Genomic DNA, 20,493 nt, shown 5'->3' with positions numbered 1-20,493 from the left:
AGGAATGAACCTGATTTCCACCGTCAACTCGCAATTGAATTTGCACAACCTGAGCCTCGATCGTTTTCGGCAGATCATCACTCGCCTGCTGGCCCATGGAGTGATCGTCCGCGATGACGATCGGAACGAGCAGTTTCTCTACGACGATGCCCGGAGAGTGGAGCCGCTGCTCCTCGACTATTTCGACATTGCGGGCCTCCGGCTCCACCATGACAGCAACGCCTGTTTCTTTCGGCTCTATGCGCCAGGTGCGCGCGTGGATGGGCTGCCGGATGACGACCTTGATCCTGTGCCCGCGTTGAGGGCGAAGCTATCACCCGACTTTGTCGCCGCGGCACTGGCGCTGCGGTTCATTTATCAGGAGCACCTCAATGCGGGGAGCATCGAGCTGAATGGCGAAGCGATGATCTCACTCGAGGACCTCGCTGCGACAATGCAGACGCAACTGCGCCGAAGCCTGCCGTCGACAGCAGGGGAGAAAATGGACCTGCTGGGGCAGCTGCGACGGCACAAGATCCTGCGATTCAACTCCAGCTTCGGCATCACTGACGAGGATGCATTCCTTGCGATCCGGCCGATGATCCTGGGGGTCGTCACGAATGACGCCCTCTTATCGGCATTGGATGCGGATGGGGTGATCGAAGTACAAGCCACCGCCGAGGAGCAGGACCGTGAAGATTGATCACCTGATTCTTGGCAACTGGGGGCAAATCGAGCCAGGGGACTACCAGCTCGGCGACATGAGCTTGCTGACTGGGGGGAGTGGCGCCGGCAAATCCACCTTCCTGGATGCGCTGCAGATGCTGATGACCGCGGGCTACAAGGGCATCCTTCACTTCAACCCGGCCCAGGGAGAAGTGACTCAGGACCAGCGGCAGAAGACCAAAAGGAACCTCGAGTCTTACGTGGTTGGAGCCGAGTACAGCAAGTTTTCGAGGCCGGACGGTGCCCAAACCTATGTGGGCGCAGTGTTCATGCCGGACAAGGGAGAAGAGGGGGCCAAACCCTTCACCGCGCTTGTCGCCGCCTCGGCACGAGTCGACACCGTTGGGAACAACCGGATACCCGTGCTGGAGCGGTCCGAGGTGCTGATAATTTTGGATGGCATCCGTCTCTCCGTGGCAGAGTTGTTCAAGGACGGCTCGCAGCAGGAGTGGGTGGCGGTCGAGGAGGTGGTCCGTATGCTCAAGGGGAAGGGCTACAACCCCATCCACTTCCCAGGAAAACGGGACTACCTCTGTGCTTTGTATGGCCGGTTCCGCGGAAAAAGCGGAGTCACTTGGGAGGACGCCAGAGCGGCTGCCAAGGCCTGGGTAGAATCCATCGCCTACAAGAAAATTGGCTCGGTGAATGACCTGGTCAAAGACGAAATCCTCGCCTTTGACGGTAAAGCTCTCCAGGAAGGCATCGAACGCATCAGCGGTTTGATGAAGCAGGTCACCAACCTGCGGAAGGAGAGCGAACGCTTGCAGGCGACGCATGACCGACTCGCCTCGCTGACCGGAAAAATTACCGACACGATCATCGGCCACGAGGCTGTCCTCAAGCATGAGGTAGCTCTCAGGCACTTGAAGGTATTGAGCGTCGACGCTGCCCTTGAGTCATACCGCAATCAGGTAAATGTCCAGCGCGCCGCTATTCTGGAGAACGAGACACAGCTTGCGGGCCTGAACGATCAGAAAATCGAACTCAATCGCCAAGTAAGTGCCCTAAACACCAAACTGATGGGGTTCCAAGTCCATCAGGAAAAGCAGAGCCTGGAGGCACAGGCCAAGCTGGCTACAACATCAGCAGCTCAGTGCGTTTCGACCTTACTGCACGGCCTTGACCAGGCTCGGAATCTATCGGCGGCGGCAGAAAATGTCCTCGGCCGGCACATCCCAGCTGAGATGGCGGGTATGTCCCAGGCCATGGAGGCAGTTACCGCTGCACACCGCAGATTAGAGCGTGTTCAATTGCAGGCCATGAACCACCAGTTGCTGAAGCTGGCCGCTCAGTCAGACCTCGATACCGGCATGCTCCGGGACGTGGCCACCCAATGCATCAGTATTCAAACCGGTTGGGGCCGGTTGCACTCAGCCCTGGTCGGGACAGATGAACCCAGCCTGCTTCTGCAGTGTTACGCCGCCCAGTCGCCGGTCTCCGAAGCTATCCGTCAATTCGGTGACGAGCTGAGAGACAAGGAAAGCGCCCGGGCGCGGATGGTGACTGGAGGGGGAAACTACCCCAAATGGGTCAGTTTTGCGCTGGACCGTATGCGGGAGGCACTGCCGAGCGCCAACGTGCAGGTGCTTTGCGACTTGATTGAGCCGGCCTCCGACCACTGGCAAGCGGCAATCGAGGGCTACCTGGCTGACGCCCGTTTCAACTTCGTGGTTCCCGCCGAGTTTGAACGGGATGCGATCGACATCGCCCAGCGGCTGGGGCTGAAATCCAAGGTCATCCAAGGCGAGTACTGCCAACAGCATGCTGACCCTTCGCGCGTGCCCGCGGAATCCATTATCCACGAGCTGACCACCGAGCATCGCATAGCCAAGGCCTATCTCATCGAACAATACGGTCGAGTCGTGAAAGTGGCGTCCAGCAAGGAGCTGAGGCATACGCCACGTGGCCTCACCATGGATGGGAAGGGCAGTGGATCCCGGACGATGTTCAGTGCGAAGGATGTGGAGTTGGTCTTTGGCAAGAAAGCCAGAGCAGTGGCTATCGAAAGGCTGTCAGCCGAGATTGCCGAACTCGAGCAGCAACTCAGCACAGTGCGAGGCCACCTAACTGACCTGCAGGAAATCATCACTGTGGTCCAGCGCCTGCAGAAACCCGTGTTGGAGTTCCAATCGCTTCAGGACGCTGCAACGGACCTTGAAAAGGTCCGTCAGGCGTTGGCCAGACTTGACCTCACTGAGATCGTGAGTCTTGAGGCCGAGATAGCGAAACTGAACACTGATTTGGAGGCGGTCGAAGCATCTAGCAATAAACTCGTCGGTGCGGTGGCAGTGTCAACGAAAAGCATCGAGGAGTGGAATGGCAAGATCACCTCCCTGGTGGAGCGCAGGCCTGCAGTTGTGCAATCGTTGACTATTGAAGTCGACCGGGTACGGAGCCTTTGCGATGTGAACCGGGCCCACGTGGTGAACCTGTTCCTGGAGTCTGCGTATGAGCTCGCTGCCGAATGGCAAGGGCGCGAGAACAACCTGGAATCTGATATCCCTGGAATGATTGCGAAGACATCCCTCAGGGCGGGCGATATCAGGCATGACCTCGCCGAGCACAATCGAGTAGCCCGGCAAGATGAACGATTTACCGGCGGCGTACCGGATGTTTTGGAACAGGATCGTTTCGACCCCGTATATGGCCATTTGGTCCTGTTGCGGAGCGAAGTCCTAGCCACGCTTGCGGACCTGAAAAACATCGGTCTCCTCAACAATGCCCAGGATCTTGCCGACGCTGAAGCTTCTTTCCGTGATGTGTTTACCAAGCAGTTTTGCGTCGAGATCCGCGGTAAGGTGGAGGAGGGCGTCCGCGAGTTGCGAATACTCAACAACGAACTGCGGAATCTGAAGTTTGGGTCTGATCGCTTCGAGATCGAGTGGTCAAAATGGGTGCCCGAGTTCTACGAGTACTACACCTTCTTCGGTGCCGTGGCCGAGATGGCCGCCTCCAACGAGGCCCATGACCTGTTTGGTTCCGCATCGCTCACCGACAACCAGATCGCAGTCCGGGACAGGCTGATCGGTTTGCTCCTGGATGACGACCATGAACGTGCAACCAAGGAACTGATGCGGATTGCGGATTATCGCAATTACCGCGTCTACGACATCGTGAATCACTCCGACAGTGGGGGAGCGATCAAGTTGTCGGAGTGGGGCACCGGGTCGGGTGGTCAGCTCGAAACGCCTGCGTACATCGTCAGGGCCGCAGTGGTAACCAACAAGCTGAAAGTTTTTGACAAAGGCCCCAGCCTCAAGCTGCTGGTGAACGATGAGTCCTTCGCGCGCATGGATGAAACTCGTGCGCGCGCGGTCCTAGGATTCTTACGGGACAACCTCAATCTGCAGGTCATCTGTGCTGTTCCGACCATGAAGGCGGGGGCCATTCGTGATGAGTTTACCCGCGAATTCACTTTTACCCGTCTGTCTCCAGTGGAGAATGGGGAGCTCGACTTCATTTCGGAATGCGATTCCCGCGAGTTGCGACCAGACAAGATGCGAGTAATGTGGGAACAGCAGCGCAGGGTGGCGAGGGAACAGGCCCGCATGAGATTCGAGGTGGAGAATCCTCTGGAGCCGGACGAGGAGCCAGCGCACGAGGCTGTCCCGTGAGCCTACCCATCTGGGCACAGCAACCGGCGATCCAAGAGATCTTGAACAGCTTGGTAAACAGGCTCGATGCGGCCGAAAAACGCGGAACCAAACCTAATGCGATGGCACTGACGGAGACCACCTGGCCGGCGCTCTACCGAGCTCTGTACGAATCGGAAAAGGAGCACTTGTGGTCCCAGATCCAGCAACTGCACCAGAGCGGTTGGATCGAGATAAAGCCGGGGAGGGCGGCGATATCCCGTGCAGGATATGCCCTGGCGCCCAAGGTTGAGATTCGGGACAGCGAATGGCTTCGGAGTGCTACGGGCAGGGCAGAACGACCGCATACGGCGAACGAGCGATGGCGGGCGGCAGTGGACTTGGGCCTACAGGCATCAGAGGCAGCCAAAGCGGTTGTGCGGAATTTCTGCATTGACCTTCCTGGGCGTGACATGGCAGCCGTCGTAGAGCAGCTCAATCGATTGGCTGGACTTGCGAAGGAGCCTTTGTTTCTACGTGAGGTCTCCGCCCAGTTGTTCTGGGGCATGTCCAAGGTCCTGGATAACCGCCAAACCATGGTGGCAGCGATCCTTGGCCTGTCTGAATGCCCCTTCGCGGAGGCGCCCATTCAGCTGCAGGTATTCCTGCCACACGGCGGCTGGGATGGCGTGCTGTTTATTGAGAACCAGGTGTCGTTCGAGCGTACGATTCGCTCGGTGAACGCTGAAGCCTACCGGTTGGCCATGGTGCACGCCTCTGGATTCAAAGGTTCGGCCGCTCGCTTGCGGCAGGTAGCAACGTCATCGCTGTTCTTTTCGAATCTGGGCAGCCAAGAGCCCCTTCATACTGAACGCTTCGGTCGCTGGCTCTATGGTCAAGAATCCGGGGAATCTCAATTCTGGGGAGACCTGGACTGGGCCGGCATGGCGATTCTAGTGGCGCTCCGATCAAGCTTTCCCGGGACCGTGGCCTGGCAGCTGGGCTACCAACCGATGTTGACCAGTCTGCGAGGTGGCAATGGCCATCGTCCGGAGGAGGCTGACAAGCGGGGTCAGATGCCGGTCAGTAGCACTGGGTGCGAGTACACAGACAACAGCTTGATCCCTGCGCTGCAGACCCTGAATGCCTTTGTCGACCAGGAAGCGTTCAGGATTTGAATACACAGCCCTGGGCAGGTCATTTCGCCGGTTACGGGCGCAGCGCGCTTGCGATCCCCTCGAGTCCGTGGGAGGCTCCATTCCATCTGTCTATTGGTTCGTTCACATGACACACAAAGCCGCAGCCCCCGAACCCACTGTTTTCGCCCAGTTTGAAGCGGAGGCACGTCGCTTGGCCGGGCAAGTATCTGAGAATCAACGCCGCTTCTTAAAGGTCGGCTTGAGCAAAGGCAAAACGCTTGAGCCGTTGGGGCGGCTCGCCGGCCCGAGTAACCCCTGACGCTTGGGGCAAGACGCGCCGCAGCGGGTCCTGCCACAGCATGGGAATTTCACTCCGACCACCATCGAACCCGCAGCCCGCAGGTACCATCCTGGCAAGGTGAGGATTGATTACTTACCCAACTGCCGCGGCATCCGCTATTGCCAGGTTTGGGAGGTGATATGAGCCAGATCACTGAACACGTCGGCATTCGATCTACCGTGACGGGAGACTTGAAAGCGGTATCGGCTCAACTGAGTGCCGAGAATGCTGAGCAAGTCGTCGCTATTACGGTGGACCATGCCTCGGGTGAGACATTAGCCACGCTAGGTGAAGCCCTAGAAGCTGCCGCGCGTTTCATGACCGAAACGATGCTCAACCCTCAACAGGCTACCGTTGAGCAGCTGGTTTCGCTGCTGCTGCCGAAGGTACCGATCCGACCGGGAGCACTCAAGGAGGCGCAGATGCTGGCTATGGCCAAAAAGGCCATCCTGGAAAGCGGCGACTGGCTGTCTGCGCGAGACATTGCGACTCTGGCCGGATTGACCTCGGAGAATCCAAGCTCTCGCCCCAACCGATGGAAACGAGAAGGACGGATCTTCGCTATCCGCCACAATGGCTACGACTACTTCCCCATCTACGCCTTGTCCAAGGCTTCGGGGTTTCGCCCGCTTCCAGCGATGGCCGAAGTACTGAAAGTGTTCGCAGGGCTGAAGGACGGCTGGGGCCTGGCCTACTGGTTCGCCTCAGTAAACAGCTTCCTTTCCGGCAATCGGCCTCAGGACCTGCTCATTACCGATGCGGACCGCGTCGTAGCGGCTGCAGCGGATGAGGTTGCGGGCATTGTCCACGGTTAATCAAGCGCGCCCGCCATGTCGAACGGTTGGCGACAGGGTGCCAGTGGGATTGCCGGCGCTAAGTTTTCAGAGCGATAGGTCAGATGCCGGCAGTTGGGCTTGAGCGATGAGGGGGAGGAGGGGAGTGCTGGGGGAAAATGGCTAGGTAAGCCCGCGCACGTTCAATCTTCTCGCACGTCAAATACGGGTAGTCCTCCTGTAATACGGCGAACGACTCGCCGGCGTCGAGCCGCTCCAGCGTGATATCGACCGGCAGGCGCGTGCCTCGGAAAACTGGCCGGCCGCCGTGGATCTCGGGATCGCGATGAACCGTCTCCTTGATAGCCGCGAGCTGGATCATTCGACTTACTACCCGCCCTAGCTCTTTCTCCAGGTTGACCACTTCGGTATCCAGCTCTATTCGCCCCATCGCCGACATTACCGGGGCCACCGGCATGCGAATCATCCGGGCGATTGTCGCCGGCGAGCGCAACGCTGCGACTCTGGCAACCCTGCGCGATACCCGCTGCAAGTCGAGCGTTGAGACCATCCAGAGTGCCCTGGTGGGCAATTACCAGCCCGAACATGTGTTTGCCCTGGCGCAGGCATTGGCCATGTACGACGCCTATCAGGCACAGCTTGAGGTCTGCGACCACCAGATAGCCCAGAGCCTGCAGCGGCTCTCCCGGCAGCGCCCCTCCCCCAGCGAACCGCTACCGAAGCCACGCCACCGCGCGCGACAGCCGAACGCGCTCAACTTCGATGTCCGTGCCTTGCTCTATCAACTGGTCGGCGTCGACCTCACCCAGATCCATGGCATCGGCCCCTACCTGGCACTGCGGTTAGTCGCCGAGTGCGGTACCGATCTGAGCCGCTGGCGTACCGCCCAGCATTTCACCTCCTGGCTGACCCTGGCTCCTGGTTGCCGGATCAGCGGCGGCAAAGTGCTCTCGGCACACACGCGCAAGACCAAGAATCGGGTAACAGCCCATCTCCGGTTGGCCGCCGTAACCATTGGCAGAACGAACACCGCATTGGGCGCTTTTTATCGACGCTTGTCGGCCCGTATCGGCAAGGCCAAGGCCGTGACCGCCACTGCGCGCAAAATCGCCATCCTGTTCTACAACGCGATGCGTTTCGGTATGGCCTATCAGGATCCCGGTGCCGATCACTATGAGCAGCGGTACCGCGAGCGCGTGGTCAAAGGCCTGCACCGTCGGGCAGCCGAATTCGGCTTCACACTACAGGCGGTCGAAGGTGTTTCTTAGGAAGGCTACCGCTCTCTTGATGTCAGACGCCCTCGATTAGTGCGCTTAGTCGAGTCATTGGGTGAGCACTATCCACGGGCAGAGCTGTGCCGGCTGTTCGGCATCAATCGCAGCAGTGTCTATGCCGCCGCCAAGTCAACGGCTCGCGGTAATCAGCCGCACGCCAGGTTGCGACAGCGCTTGGTGGAGCTGCATGTCCAGAGTCGGCGTTCGGCAGGCGCCCGGACGCTCGCGGCGGCTTTGCGCCAGGAAGGCTGGGCAGTGGGACGATTCCTGGCCAGCCGTCTGATGAAGGAGGCCCAGTTGTTCAGCTCGCAACGCCGTCGACACCGTTACCGCCCAGCTGAGGGCGAGAGTGCCAAGGCGTCGAACGAGCTGGACCGACAGTTCCGCACCCACGCTCCCAATCAGGTGTGGTGCGGTGACGTGACGTACATCTGGGCCGGCGGGCGCTGGATCTACTTGGCCGCGGTCATGGACCTGTATGCGCGACGGATTGTGGGTTGGGCAATGTCCGATCGTCCGGACTCGCAGCTCACCGGACGTGCTTTGCGCGTAGCCTATGAGGCTCGCGGTTGCCCCGGCGGCGTGCTGTTTCACTCCGACCAGGGCAGCCACTACAGCAGTCAGGAGTTTCGACAATTGCTCTGGCGGCATCGAATCCGCCAGAGCATGAGTCGTCGCGGCAATTGCTGGGACAACGCCCCGATGGAGCGTTTCTTCCGGAGCCTCAAATCCGAATGGATACCGGCTTCGGGTTACGCCAGCCAAGCCGAAGCAGAGGCTGACGTACTGCGCTACCTGACCGACTACTACAACCACCGACGGCCGCACAGCTACAACAGTTACCAGACACCGGTACAGCGCGAAGCGCTGGCCGGATAGACCTAAACCGGTGTCCAGTTTTACTTGACCACTTCAAAGCAGTCCTCCTGTCGCTATAGGCGGGGCGAAGATTGGTGCATAGCCAAGTATCTCGTCGGGAATGAACCTGTACGCAAAATGCTGGGATGCATCCTGAATTTCGCCGGCGGATGATTTAGAGCAGCAAGTCGCGCACGTAATGTCGCGGCCGCAGCCCTGGGCACGAGCTAGAGCCCCGCGCACAGCAATTTCGCGTGTCGGATTCATCAGCGCGTCACTTTCCAATTTCTCTTCACCAGGAATCTGGCTTGCAAGCCGACTAGCTTGTTGATCCAGCCCGGGCGTTCGGCCGGAGCTGAATGGCGCCCTGAACCCAGGGCGTGAAATTGCTGTGCATCCAAAGGCATAGCGGGTCAGCAAGTCGCCGAGCATCTTAGATTCAAGCTCGCGCACAGCCGGCATGAGTGGGGAAGTAAATCTGGGTGTTGTCGGCGGGCAGGGCTGTTTCCAGTTTTACTTGCTCGGTTTTTCCACTTTTAGTTCACCGGCTTACACACGAGAGATCGCTTCATTCGGCTCCTGATATTTGATTTAACATAATATACCTTATGCGAAGCCATGGATCTGGAGGCAGCACATTTCAATGCCTTTTCTCGGACGGCTTTTCTATCGATACGGGGACTCGGCAATGTTCCTCAGCTCCCGTCAGAATCATCGCTCTTGCGTTTTCGAGCTGCGAACTGCTTTCTGACTCGCTTGAGATCGATGGGTAAAGAATTTATTTCCCGTGCGCTCCATTGCTCGTACTCGTCTCCGCTTCATTGGCTGCGCGCGGAGTAATTTTCGTCGTGACATTTTGAATGTGAGGCCCGAGGGCCAGGTTTCTGCGATCTTGAGCTTGTGGACGTCGCCGCCAGTGATCGATGCCATTGCTGGCGAATACTGCCTGGCTGCATCTGAAATTTGGAAGCAATGGACTCTTGTGTAGGTCGGCGTGGCTTTCAAAGATTGAATGCAACTGCCCAAGACGCTGATGCAGAACACAAAACGCTGCGGCCGGGAAAGTCTCATCCTTGCCTCACGCCTGGAGTCCAGCCTTGAACTTCAGCATTGAGGCGTAAGCAGATGATTGAAAAGGGAAAAATTTGAGTTCCTGGAGTAGAGTTCGCTGTCATTCCCTCTGTGATCGAGCATTGACCGAGCCGCGGTCTGTAAGCCTCGAACATGCGACTGGAATCCAGCTGACCTCTTTTCAATCGAGGGTGGGAGTTTTTTCCATGCGATATCCGATAATCACCAGACCCGGATATTGCATTAGTCGCGCTGAAAGCCGCATTCTAGACGCCTTCAGCTGAACTTCTCCAAGGATCGTTTCCCAGCATGGCGCAATCTCCGCAGCCGCTTTTCGAGACCTTCGATCGCTTCCACGACCTCAATTTCCTGCATCTGAGCGGCGAGCTCCCCGTGGTTCGCGACTATCTCCAGGAATTTCCCGAAGAAAGCCAGGCTGTCGAGGGCTACCGTGCGGTCCGTTCCTTCCTCAAGTCTTACGCGGGCAACGAAGCGACCTTCAATTCCTATCGGACCCACGTCGAGCGCCTGCTGCTGTGGTCGCTTCTGGTTGCGCGCAAACCCCTCCTGGACCTGCGCCGCCGGGACGCCGAGACCTTCATGGAGTTCTGCCTCAACCCACCGGCCGACTGGATCGGCCCGGTGGTCAAGTCTCGCTTCCGGCGAACCGGTGGCAGGAAGAAGCTCGAATCCGATACCTACATAGTCAACGGCGAATGGCGTCCGTTCAGCACCACCATCGCCAAGCGCGAGCGCAAGATCGCCGCTGAATCTGTGACCGCCCTTCCCTCCCGTGCCTACCGGATGTCCCAGGGGTCGGTGGCCCAGGTTTTCGCCGTCTGCGGCAGCTTCTTCCAGCACGCCATCGATGAAGGGCTCACGGAGGTGAATCCGTTCCGCGCCGTGAAGCAGAAGTCCATCTACAAGCAGCGCAATACCCTGGATGTCGCCTCGCGCTCGCTGACCCAGTTGCAGTGGAGCTACGTCATCGAGACGGCCGAAATCATGGCCACCGAAGACCCTGTACATGAACGCACGCTGTTCATCGTCGCCACGCTGTTCGCCATGTACCTGCGGGTTTCCGACCTGGTCGGGCGGGAGAACTGGACCCCGACCATGGGCGACATCCGCCGCGATAGCATCGGCAACTGGTGGTTCCATGTGGTGGGCAAGGGCAACAAGGCGGCGAAGATCAGCATCCGCGACGATTACATCCAGACTTATCTGGTGCGCTATCGCCAGCACCTGCAGCTCCCTCCCCTGCCCTCCGCCCATGAAAAGACGCCGCTGATCAGCACCCTGAAGGGGCGCGCCGGACTGTCCGATCGGCATATCCGGCTGCTGTTGCAGGACCTGTTCGACCGTTCACTGGCGCGAATGGCCGAGCAAGGCTGGAGCGATGATGAGATCGACCAGCTGCGTTCGGCGTCCCTGCACTGGCTGCGACATACTTCCGCCACTTTCGATGCGCCGCACCGGGACATGAAGGACCTGCAGGCCGACCTTCGCCACAACAGCCTCAGCACCACCCAGAACACCTATTACAACTCCCTGGACGAGCAACGGGCATATTCGATCAAGGGGCTTAAACTCAAGCGCTGAGGTCGGCTTGGGCGAATTCGCGTTCGTTATCTGCTTGACCGGTCATGTCTGAACCCCGTGGTCCTGATTTTCCGTTATCTCGACCTGCCCTGCCCTGCCCTGCTGCCGGGTTCAGAATGGAATCCTCAGTTCCACCCATAGCGCATCCGGCCCATAGGCCAGGTCGACCGGATCGATCGGGGCGTTGCGGAAGGCTTTTTCTTCCTCCTCCGGATTGCCATCGCCCGCCAGGATCCGCTGCCTTGTGCGCTCCTGCAGGGCGCCCAGGAGATCGGGGTAGGGCATGTTCCATTCGTTGCTCCTGGCGACCTCGGCTACCACCGGGATCATGGCCACCAGTCGGGGGTCGGTCATCTTCTCCAGCCCCAAGCCACGCAATGTGGCGTTGTGACTGCAGTGATGGCCGACCTTGTATAGGGTGACCCGCGAGAGGATGTCATCCCGCGTCTGCGGGGCCGGCTGTCCTTGGACGGCCTCCCGCGGGTAGGTCTGGTCGCCCCAGGACAACCAGTTGCCGACCTGCGCATCGCCGGGGAACAGCAGGGTCTGGCCGTCAGGCAACTCGAAGGCCAGTACGAGGCTGGTGTTGTTGGTATCCGAGTCCATCTTCAACGCCAGGGTTTCCGCGCTGTCCAGCCACTCGTCCTCGATTCGCCGCCATTCCTCCTGGTCGTTGAAATAGCGCTCTTCGACGCCGACCGGAGAGCCCGGGTTGGCGAGAGAAGGTGACAAGTCCCGCTCGACGTCCGCCAGGCCCCGCTGTTTGGGAGGTGCGAACGGCAGGTCGGGGTCCTGGGGGCGCTCGTCCGCCAAGCGCCGCACCCGGTCCTCGAGCGCCAGCGCTTCATCCAGGCTGACCAGGTACACCTCCTTGCCCGCCCCCTTGGACGGCAGGTCCTTGCGCAAGCGCTGTTCGCTGCGCGGGGGGCCGAGCACCATCGCCTTGAGGGACTTGGCTGCGGCCGGTCGCACCACGTCCCCGGGCTCCAGGTAGCGTGTCGCCAGGGGGCCGGCCTTGCTCTTGAGGGATTCGATGACCGCACGCCCGTCTCTGGGCAGCACTTCCTTGTCATCGACGCGCAAGCCCATGAATGCGGCCAGGCTGTGCACCGTGCCGATGCGGGGGTCGTTGCTCAGCGCACTGGCCGTCTCCCTGATGGCCGCCACCCTGGCCAGGGCGCTCTTCGCCTTGTCGAAGCGAGCATGCAGCGCGATCGCCTGGGCATCGTTGGGGTCCTCGGTCCAGGCCAGCCAGAGTTCGTCGATGCGGAAATCCCCTTTGAAGAAGCGCTCGCGCTCATAGAGGAATCCGGACAGGTGGTCATGGTGTTCATGGGTCAGCACCACCAGGTCCAGAATGCCATTCGAGGTCTGGTGGATGTCTTCGACGATGAGCTTCATCCGCTCCCGGGCACCGGCCACTCCTTGCAGTACGCCGCAGTCGATCAGGATGTGCCGGATCTTGCCCTTCTGGGCATAGCGGAGCAGGAAGCAATCACCGAGGATCCCGCGGTACATGCGCACCGCGATCTCTCCCGAGGTGGTCGAAGGGTTCATGGCATCAGACTCCACGGTGGGTCATGGCGAACGGATTGTCCTGCTTGCGTGGCCCGCGGTAGGTCATGGCGAGACTGGTGCGGCCGGCCTGGAGGAACTGCCGCTGGCCGGCCAGGCGGACGTGGTCATCGATGCGCTTGCGGATCACGTAGCGCAACAGGCCATCGCGCAAGTCGATGATCAGTGTCGCGCCACCACGGAACATGAAATCCTCCGGGTGATTTCCGTCCCATTGCAATTGCTGCCCGTCCTGCTGGCGTTGCTGCTCTTCATCGAGATAGCCGCGACGGCGCTGGGTGATCTCGACCACCAGCTGTCTCAAATCCTGGCCATCCGGCCCGGCGCGCCGGCAGGTGCGCACCGAGTGAACTTCGACGGCCGGCTGCTTCGAATCGGAGCTGGGGAACAGCGAGCCCCACACGCCGTTCCTGGCATGTTCGGCCATGAAGAACACGCCAAGCGCCCTCTCCCATTCGGCGTCGGTCGGAGTGGGTTGCATCAACCACGACCACACGACCCGACGATTCTCCTCCGCCTGCAGGCAAGCCCTGCTGCGCTGGTACTCCGGCGTCAGGTCGAGGCGCCCGCCAACGCAATCACGGCTCGGCGAACGCTGGAAGCTGAGTAGATCGTGGGCATTGATATTTTCCAGCGGAGACTCCCAGAGCAGGCTGTCCGGCGCCAGCGACAGACACTTCTCGGGGAGGATGCCACGCCGCCTGAAGGCCTGGATCATGGCCAGCCGGTAATGCATGGGGTCGTCTGGCACCAGGTCGCTGTCGGCGGTGACGATGGCGCGGAGGAACTCGCCGAAGTGCACGTCCACCGGCGGCAGGTAGTCCAGGGCCCTGATGCACATGCGCAGTACGTGGTCCGCCGACTTCACCGCCTCGCGCGCCAGGCGGGCCACCAGCTCCGGCGGCAGCGCCGCGCGCGAGGTATCGCCATCGAATCCGGCCAGGCGGAACAGGTCGACCGTGCGTTGCTCGTAGATGGTGACGAAGGCATCGAAGACCGCCGCCACCAGGATGGCGCCACGCTCATGCGGCTCGCTCAGGCGGGCCAGGCGGGTTGGGTCGGGCAGGCCATCCGCGCCCTTGTCGTCGATCGCATCGCGCAACGCTGCGTAGCGTCCGGTGGCCTCGCCGAACTGGCGGGCGAGCCCACTCAGCCACGAGCGTTCCGACAGGCTGCCATGGCGGGCGGCCAGTTGACTGGACACGGCCTCGGGCAGGGTGAAATGCATCATCAGCGCGACGATATCGGCGAAGGCCTCGTGGAAGGCCAGGCTGTCGACACTGGTGGGTTCGATGTAGCGCCGGTGCAGCCCATCCAGGATCGCGTGGGTCGTTTCATGGGCAACGATGTCGTGGGACAGCGCGGTGAAGACCCAGCCACCCGGCAGGTTCACGCCGGGGTCGGTGAGCGAGGCCTTGAAGTAGCCGAACAGCAGCGCTTTCTTGGCGGGGCTGTAGTAGGCATTCGCCTCGCGCAAAGCATGTGGATAGATGCGCAGCTTGTGTACCGGCTTGTAGGTGGACCTCTCCAGATCCCAGATCGGCGACCAGAAAACCTTGCGGCCCAGGGCCCGCTCGAACAACTTGACGGTCTTCATCGCCACCGCGAACACCATCTGCTGATGGAAGTGCGGATCGCCTTCGGAGGGCGTCAGGCCATCCTGCGCCAGCAGGTGTGGATGGTTCAGGTCCACCGGCTCGTAGAACTGGCCACTGGCGGGGTCGACATCGATGACTTCCAGGTATTCGTTGACCGGCCCTGGAGAAATGGGCTCCTCCCAGCGTTCCTCCCAGGGCAGCGAGATGGTGGCGTGATTGATCCGCACGGTTTCCAGCTGCGTCGAAGCCTGCGGATCGAGTGCGTACACCCGCAGCTTGCGCATGGCCGGTTGCCGATAGCTGGGCCTGCTCATGTGATGCCTCCTTGCCCATGCGCCCAGCGAAAACTGCAACGCTTGCATGAAGCAGTGACGTTGACCCCGGACGGGTGAACGCTGATCGGCCACCGAAATCCGGGCGGACCTGAATACCAGTCAAGAGCGCGCCGCAATCGATTTCAAAGTGATCGCCTAGAAGATTTCGCTATGGCATTTATTGCACGGCACCAGCGGGCCGGGCCGCTCAACGACTAGCCTTGGCGAACAGGAATGTTCTGCTAGCCTCACCCTCATGCCCCATGGACGGCAGTTTCGCCCTCTGGCTGCAGCAGTAGATTTTTCATGATGCGGAGGGCGTGAACATGTCCGTCCAGGTCGGTGGTGTGGAAAAGCGCATTGGCCTTGCACTGTCCGGTGGCGGTTTCCGGGCGGCGGCCTTTCACCTGGGGGTGATGCGGCAACTCGAGTCCTGGGGTCTGCTGAACAAACTGGACCTGATCACCTGCGTGAGTGGTGGCAGCATTGCCGGCGCCACGGTCGTCCTGAACTGGACGGCATCCGACAAACTGGATCGCCTCGATCGCTTCCTGCGCACCCAGTCCATTGCCGTGTCTTCGGTAATCGGCGGTTCACTCGATCCGTTCAATACCCGGCTGGAGAAGCTGGCCGACTCGTACGACAAGCACCTGTTCCGCAACAGCAGGCTGTCCGCCTTGAGTAGCGGCCCGCGCCTCTACCTCAACTCGACCAACCTGGCGACGGGCAATCTGTTCGCCTTTGTCGCCGGTGGTGGCAAACCCTGCGAGATCGGCGAACACGAACTTGGTTTCGTGCTGGCGCCCGACTACCCCATCAGCCATGCGGTGGCTGCATCCTCGGCATTCCCGCCGGTGTTTCCGCCACTGCGCCTCGACCCTGATATCTACCCACCGGCGGCGGCCATGGAATACGTCACGCTGACCGATGGCGGGGTCTACGACAACATGGGCGTGAATCCGCTGCTGCGTGACCGCAACGAGCTGGACTATGTGATCGTCAGCGATGGCGGCAAGCCCTTCGCCAACGACGTCAGGCCCACCGAGTCGGGGGCCATGGTGCTCAAGGAAGGCCTCGACATCATGATGGAGCAGATCCGCGGCCTGGAATTCGATCGCTTGCAACACCGCCATCTGGCGGGCAAGGGGCCGAAGCCCCTGTGGTTCTCCATCGACAGCCGAAAAGGTGAATCCCAGCCGGGCGACGCGGCCTTCGCCTCGGCGATCGATACCAACCTGCGTCGCTTGTCCGAGGAGGAAATGGCGGTACTCGGTCGCCATGGCGCTTCGCTTGTGAAGGCGAGAGTCGACCAGTACGCCCCGGAGCTGAAGTCCTGAACGAGTCCGCCGGGCTCGTCGGATGCACGCAGATGAAGGAATACACCTCCGTTGCAGCAGCTGCCTCCACCCATCGCTCGATGCGTGTCAGCTGCAAGCTCCCCGTCCCGCCTGGACAGACATCGGGTTGCCAGAGGAGCACAGGGCATGCCCATTTCTCCGCCGGAACGGCCTCGCCCGAGTAGCCCGGAACTCCGTGCCCTGATAGCGCCGTATGCCATCGACCGGGACAGGTACCCACCGGTCGTCGTCGGTATCAGGGGTTACCACAAGAAAAGCGGCACCCGCACAGGAGGCTGAAATGAAGGTCGTGAGCTTTACCCTCGAGCAGGGCAACAAGTACTACGGAAGGATCGACGGCCAGCGCTTTTACATCGGCAGCCGGGTTTCCTACGAGGGCAACAAGGGCCTGATGAACGTCAGCGGAGCCCCCCAGCAGCGCTATGAGCGCTCGACGTACCGACCGCAGTTCGGATTCTGGGCGGACTTCATGCACCCCACGGCCATGGCCGAAGGTGCGCTGTTCCACACCCTGAACACCTATGACCGGGCGCAGTTCACCTTCTCCTTCCTGCAGTACGCGGCGCATGTTCCCAATGGCGACTTCGTGAACTATCTGCGCCGATTGCTCGGCCTTCCCCAGGCAAAGGATTACTTTCCGGACCTGACGCTGCAGAACGGCAGGGTCTGCCGGGTAACCGACAGCGGCATCGAAGCGCTCGAGTCCGATACCTCCACCGAGAAGCTCCTCGACTATCTGAATCCGTCCGCCAGGGAGGTCGAGGATACGGAAGTCATCCAGGCGGCGAAGTTCGTGCATTGGGCGCAGAACGATCCTGCCAACCGACAGGTCCAGGTGGAAATGGGCGTCAGCCACTTCAAGGAAAAGATGGCCGGTTACGCCAGGCAGTACGGACTGGATGGCGCTGATGATTCGGTCTGCATCCTCGTCGCCGACATTCGCCACCAGGGCCGGGCCAAGAGCCCGGTCATCGCCGCGGCGCTGCAGAGCGCCAGACCCCTGGATCAGCTCCTGAAGATCGGCGAGCCGAAGTATCGCGAGCGACTCGCCACCCTGCGGCGGGAGATCAAGGCACTGACCAACGAGGGAACCCTCGGCAAGCGCAAGTACGATCTGGACCAGGGCGACTTCGTCTGAGCAACTGCCCATCCCCTGCCCCGGGGACGGGTGCCCGAAGGGTGCAGCCCGATACCCGGGAGCGACTGCGAATGTGCCCTCCGCTACCGCCCGTCCGATAGATGATCGAAAAGGACGCAGCGGACCAGCGGTCATGTAAACGCGAACACCCTCGAATCACCAGGCCCGCCCCTGATCCGGCGGGCCTCGGACAGGGGCGAAAGAGCGAGTCGAGAAATACTGGCAAATGGCCGCAAAGCCCCGGATTAGCTGGGTCTGCGAGTTTTACGCGATTGACGCCAACCAGGCCCGCTCCTATACCCAAATCCATGCGGGAGGGAGGGATCAGGGATGTCCATGATCGCTGACGCTGTCGAGTTCATTCGCAAGGAAGTGCGCAGCCACCTCGGGGTCGCCGATGCGGAAGTCATCGCCAACTCGGCACGTAAGCTGGTCGAGGAGGCCAGCGCCCTCGGCGCCTACATCTCGCTGATCAACGTCGAAGAAGAATCCACGCTGCGCAACACGCCGCATACGGAACGGCGCCTGGGGCAATCCCGCTACGTCGAACCGCCGGTCTACCTGAACCTCTACCTGCTGTTCGCCTTCAACTTCCAGAACTACTCCACCAGCCTCGTCCACCTCTCCAGGACCATCGAGCTGTTCCAGCACAGGCGCTGGTTCGCCCAGTCCGGCCCGGGCGCCACGCCATTCCCGGCGACACTGGAGAAGCTGGTGTTCGAGATGGTCAACATGAACTTCGAGGAGTTGAACAATCTCTGGGGCGTACTCGGCGACGCCTACTTTCCCTCGGTCGTCTACAAGGTCCGTCTGGTCAAGGTACAGCTCGATCAAGCGGAACCGGCGCCGGAAATCACCACCATCGAACTGGACACGGTGATCAAGTGAGCATCATCGCCTTCCGCCCCTGCCTCGGGGTGACGGTCAAGGATGACCAGGGCAAGGAGCTGACCGCCCTCTCCTTCGAGCCCACGGCCGAAACGCGGCGCCGCCTGGACGACCAGCACCTGGTACTCCGCCCGCGCGCAGCCGGCTTCCAGCTCTACGCCCAATACAATCCGGAAGCAGGTAATGTGCGGCTCGCGCCGGTCACCCGACACACCTCGCTGGTCTTTGTCATTCGCCTCGATGAAGCGGACTTCCTCGAACGCTTCCACCCGGACCTCGACGCCAGCGCCAGCCCCAATCTCTACCTGGCCAATCTGGATGACGACGGCGCGGTGCGGGCATCGGGCTCGCTCAGCCGCGGCAACACGGTGGAGCGGGCCGACACCGCGCGAATCGTGGGCCGGCGCCTGAATGCACGCGCCGATCTCGGTGCCACGCCCAAGCCCGTCACCCTGAAGGTCAGTGACCGCTTCGATCCGACCCGCGTGGTGGCCAACCCGCCGGTGAACGCCATCGCCGGGGCCAGCAGTGCCAGCGTCGCCATCGACCTGTCGGAGGATGCGGCCAGCGCCTACACCCTCACCCCGCAACCCTCCGGCAGTCCCACGGTTCTGTTCGTCAGCGACGAACTGGCCGGGCGTGGCGCCTTCGGCGCGCTCGAACTGGTGCTCGCGCCTTTCCCCGGCCCCGATCCTGCCGCCGGACGCCAGTACACCGCCACGTTCCGCCGACGAAGTTGACCTTGCCCCGGAGCAGTCCACCCAGCCCGCCCACCGCCCGAACAAAGGGACACATCATGCCCAGCTACAGCACCCCAGGTGTCTACGTCGAGGAAATCCCCGTCTTTCCGCCCTCGGTCGCGCCGGTCGCCACGGCAATCCCCGCCTTCATCGGCTACACCGAAAAAGCCCTCGGCAAACAGGGGGAAGACCTGACGAAGACCGCCGTTCGCCTCAGTTCCCTGCTGGAATACGAAGCCTGTTTCGGCAAGCCGCCGGTCCAGGACATGGCGGTCACCGTCAACAAGCGCGTCACCGCAGGCGGCAAACTGCTGGGCGTCGCCGTGAGCTGGACCAGCAAGCCCTCGTTGCCGACGCAGTTCCTCCACTACGCCATGCAGCTGTATTTCGCCAATGGCGGCGGCCCTTGCTACGTCTACTCGGTGGGCGCCTACGGCACGGCCACCAAGGTCGCCTTCACCGATGCGATCACCGCCCTGGAAGCGGTGGACGAACCGACCCTGCTGGTGTTCCCCGACGCCGTGAAACTCAGTGACGCCGATTACGGGTCGGTGGTCGACGCCGCGCTGGCCAGCTGCAACAAGACCCAGGACCGCTTCGCCATCGTCGACGTGCGCAACGCCGTTCCGGGCGGCACCGACGACAACGCCAAGGTGACCAGCAACTTCCGCGCCCGGGTCACCAGCAACACCGTGGACTTCCTCAAGTACGGCGCGGCCTACTTCCCCTACCTGTCGACCAATGTGCCGTTCGCCAGCGCCGACGCCAACGTCACGCTCACCGCCTTCAACCTGATCACGGTGGCCGACAACGGCAGCGAGACCTCGGCGGCGGTGGCCAACGCCGCCGGCAAGAAGCTCAACGACGCCACGCTGGACATCAAGGGCAAGGAAACCGCGGTCTACGCGGCGATCCGCGCCTTCATCGACGAAGCCTGCGTGACAGTGCCACCCTCCGGCGCCATCGCCGGCGTGTACGCCAAGGTCGACCGTACCCGCGGCGTATGGAAGGCACCGGCCAACGTCGGCCTGGCCCTGGTGATCGGCCCCGCGGTCAACGCCACCAACGACCTGCAGGACGGGCTCAACATCGATGCCACCACCGGCAAGTCGGTGAACGCCGTCCGGGCGTTCTTCGGCAAGGGCAGCCTCGTCTGGGGTGGCCGCACGCTGGCGGGCAACGACAACGAGTGGCGCTACATCAACGTGCGCCGCTTCGCCAACTTCGTCGAGGAGTCGGTACGGAAAGCCGTCGGCGCCTTCGTGTTCGAACCCAATGACGCCAACACCTGGGTCAAGGTGCGGACCATGATCGAGAACTTCCTGATCAACCAGTGGCGCGACGGTGCCCTGATGGGCGCCAAGCCGGAGCAGGCGTTCCGTGTCGCGGTGGGGCTGGGCCAGACCATGAGCGCCGACGACATCCTCAATGGCTACATGATCGTCGAGGTTCACCTGGCCATCGTCCGCCCGGCCGAATTCATCGTCCTGCGCTTCATGCAGAAGATGCCCGAAGCCTAACCAGAGC

Annotated in this window: 15 protein-coding genes; 12 read left to right on the top strand and 3 right to left on the bottom strand. The window is 61.3% G+C overall.

The window, feature by feature from the left end:
- The first annotated feature begins 4 nt into the window (after nt 1-4).
- The 4 genes from ACFPU0_RS11585 (at nt 5) to ACFPU0_RS11570 (ending at nt 6,571) form a co-directional block, all read left to right on the top strand.
- A complete protein-coding gene (locus ACFPU0_RS11585) occupies nt 5-682 on the top strand; it encodes a DUF4194 domain-containing protein (protein WP_377693138.1) in 678 nt (225 codons plus the stop codon).
- The gene (locus ACFPU0_RS11580) at nt 672-4,319 is read left to right on the top strand and encodes an SbcC/MukB-like Walker B domain-containing protein (RefSeq protein ID WP_377693136.1); all 3,648 of its coding nucleotides are present in this window, start codon (nt 672-674) and stop codon (nt 4,317-4,319) included. The genes ACFPU0_RS11585 and ACFPU0_RS11580 overlap by 11 nt, the downstream gene beginning before the upstream one ends.
- A complete protein-coding gene (locus ACFPU0_RS11575; RefSeq protein ID WP_377693135.1) occupies nt 4,316-5,455 on the top strand; it encodes a hypothetical protein in 1,140 nt (379 codons plus the stop codon). The genes ACFPU0_RS11580 and ACFPU0_RS11575 overlap by 4 nt, the downstream gene beginning before the upstream one ends.
- A gap of 441 nt (nt 5,456-5,896) precedes the next feature.
- Nucleotides 5,897-6,571: a hypothetical protein gene (locus ACFPU0_RS11570; RefSeq protein ID WP_377693134.1), complete on the top strand. Its 675-nt coding sequence runs from the start codon at nt 5,897-5,899 to the stop codon at nt 6,569-6,571.
- 79 nt (nt 6,572-6,650) lie between these two features.
- On the opposite strand, the gene ACFPU0_RS11565 is transcribed toward ACFPU0_RS11570, so the two are convergent.
- Nucleotides 6,651-7,007 (bottom strand): DUF433 domain-containing protein, encoded by a 357-nt coding sequence (locus tag ACFPU0_RS11565; RefSeq protein WP_377693133.1) that lies wholly within the window; start codon nt 7,005-7,007, stop codon nt 6,651-6,653.
- Here ACFPU0_RS11565 and ACFPU0_RS11560 point away from each other — a divergent pair.
- The 3 genes from ACFPU0_RS11560 to ACFPU0_RS11550 all read left to right on the top strand — a co-directional run bounded on the left by ACFPU0_RS11560 (nt 7,006) and on the right by ACFPU0_RS11550 (nt 11,355).
- Nucleotides 7,006-7,818 (top strand): transposase, encoded by an 813-nt coding sequence (locus ACFPU0_RS11560; protein WP_377693132.1) that lies wholly within the window; start codon nt 7,006-7,008, stop codon nt 7,816-7,818. The two genes, ACFPU0_RS11565 and ACFPU0_RS11560, sit on opposite strands and share 2 nt — an antisense overlap.
- Before the next feature lie 39 nt (nt 7,819-7,857).
- The gene (locus tag ACFPU0_RS11555; protein ID WP_377693130.1) at nt 7,858-8,703 is read left to right on the top strand and encodes an IS3 family transposase; all 846 of its coding nucleotides are present in this window, start codon (nt 7,858-7,860) and stop codon (nt 8,701-8,703) included.
- Nucleotides 8,704-10,062: 1,359 nt separating this feature from the next.
- Nucleotides 10,063-11,355, top strand: coding sequence for a tyrosine-type recombinase/integrase (locus tag ACFPU0_RS11550; RefSeq protein WP_377693129.1), 1,293 nt, complete (start codon nt 10,063-10,065; stop codon nt 11,353-11,355).
- A 111-nt stretch (nt 11,356-11,466) separates the two neighbouring features.
- Here ACFPU0_RS11550 and ACFPU0_RS11545 read toward each other — a convergent pair whose 3' ends face one another.
- Complete coding sequence (locus ACFPU0_RS11545; RefSeq protein WP_377693128.1) at nt 11,467-12,912, bottom strand: MBL fold metallo-hydrolase; 1,446 nt, start codon at nt 12,910-12,912, stop codon at nt 11,467-11,469.
- Nucleotides 12,913-12,916: 4 nt separating this feature from the next.
- Entirely contained in the window at nt 12,917-14,842 is a 1,926-nt protein-coding gene (locus tag ACFPU0_RS11540; protein ID WP_377693127.1) for a hypothetical protein, read from the bottom strand.
- A gap of 326 nt (nt 14,843-15,168) precedes the next feature.
- Between ACFPU0_RS11540 and ACFPU0_RS11535 the strand changes: the two genes are divergently transcribed.
- From ACFPU0_RS11535 to ACFPU0_RS11515, 5 genes are all read left to right on the top strand, one after another.
- On the top strand, nt 15,169-16,179 hold the full coding sequence (locus ACFPU0_RS11535; RefSeq protein WP_377693125.1) for a patatin-like phospholipase family protein: 1,011 nt from the start codon (nt 15,169-15,171) through the stop codon (nt 16,177-16,179).
- Between the two features lie 301 nt (nt 16,180-16,480).
- The gene (locus ACFPU0_RS11530) at nt 16,481-17,338 is read left to right on the top strand and encodes a hypothetical protein (RefSeq protein WP_377693124.1); all 858 of its coding nucleotides are present in this window, start codon (nt 16,481-16,483) and stop codon (nt 17,336-17,338) included.
- A 330-nt stretch (nt 17,339-17,668) separates the two neighbouring features.
- Nucleotides 17,669-18,226, top strand: coding sequence for a DUF4255 domain-containing protein (locus ACFPU0_RS11525; RefSeq protein WP_377693123.1), 558 nt, complete (start codon nt 17,669-17,671; stop codon nt 18,224-18,226).
- Nucleotides 18,223-18,966 carry a hypothetical protein gene (locus ACFPU0_RS11520; RefSeq protein ID WP_377693122.1) on the top strand — a complete coding sequence of 248 codons (744 nt, stop codon included), beginning with the start codon at nt 18,223-18,225 and terminating at the stop codon, nt 18,964-18,966. Before ACFPU0_RS11525 ends, ACFPU0_RS11520 begins: the two co-directional genes overlap by 4 nt.
- Before the next feature lie 56 nt (nt 18,967-19,022).
- On the top strand, nt 19,023-20,486 hold the full coding sequence (locus ACFPU0_RS11515) for a phage tail sheath family protein (protein ID WP_377693121.1): 1,464 nt from the start codon (nt 19,023-19,025) through the stop codon (nt 20,484-20,486).
- Nucleotides 20,487-20,493: the final 7 nt, after the last annotated feature.

The organism is Pseudomonas sp. GCM10022186 (assembly GCF_042656385.1).
Lineage (GTDB): Bacteria > Pseudomonadota > Gammaproteobacteria > Pseudomonadales > Pseudomonadaceae > Metapseudomonas.
This window is presented reverse-complemented; position numbering and strand designations above follow the sequence as displayed.

Bases quoted from the DNA above. Each gene is read 5' to 3' on its own strand.
- ACFPU0_RS11585 (WP_377693138.1), top strand. From the start codon at position 5: ATGAACCTGATTTCCACCGTCAACTCGCAATTGAATTTGCACAACCTG.
- ACFPU0_RS11570 (WP_377693134.1), top strand. From the start codon at position 5,897: ATGAGCCAGATCACTGAACACGTCGGCATTCGATCTACCGTGACGGGA.
- ACFPU0_RS11560 (WP_377693132.1), top strand. From the start codon at position 7,006: ATGCGAATCATCCGGGCGATTGTCGCCGGCGAGCGCAACGCTGCGACT.
- ACFPU0_RS11565 (WP_377693133.1), bottom strand. From the start codon at position 7,007: ATGCCGGTGGCCCCGGTAATGTCGGCGATGGGGCGAATAGAGCTGGAT.
- ACFPU0_RS11550 (WP_377693129.1), top strand. From the start codon at position 10,063: ATGGCGCAATCTCCGCAGCCGCTTTTCGAGACCTTCGATCGCTTCCAC.
- ACFPU0_RS11545 (WP_377693128.1), bottom strand. From the start codon at position 12,912: ATGAACCCTTCGACCACCTCGGGAGAGATCGCGGTGCGCATGTACCGC.
- ACFPU0_RS11540 (WP_377693127.1), bottom strand. From the start codon at position 14,842: ATGAGCAGGCCCAGCTATCGGCAACCGGCCATGCGCAAGCTGCGGGTG.
- ACFPU0_RS11535 (WP_377693125.1), top strand. From the start codon at position 15,169: ATGTCCGTCCAGGTCGGTGGTGTGGAAAAGCGCATTGGCCTTGCACTG.
- ACFPU0_RS11530 (WP_377693124.1), top strand. From the start codon at position 16,481: ATGAAGGTCGTGAGCTTTACCCTCGAGCAGGGCAACAAGTACTACGGA.
- ACFPU0_RS11525 (WP_377693123.1), top strand. From the start codon at position 17,669: ATGTCCATGATCGCTGACGCTGTCGAGTTCATTCGCAAGGAAGTGCGC.
- ACFPU0_RS11515 (WP_377693121.1), top strand. From the start codon at position 19,023: ATGCCCAGCTACAGCACCCCAGGTGTCTACGTCGAGGAAATCCCCGTC.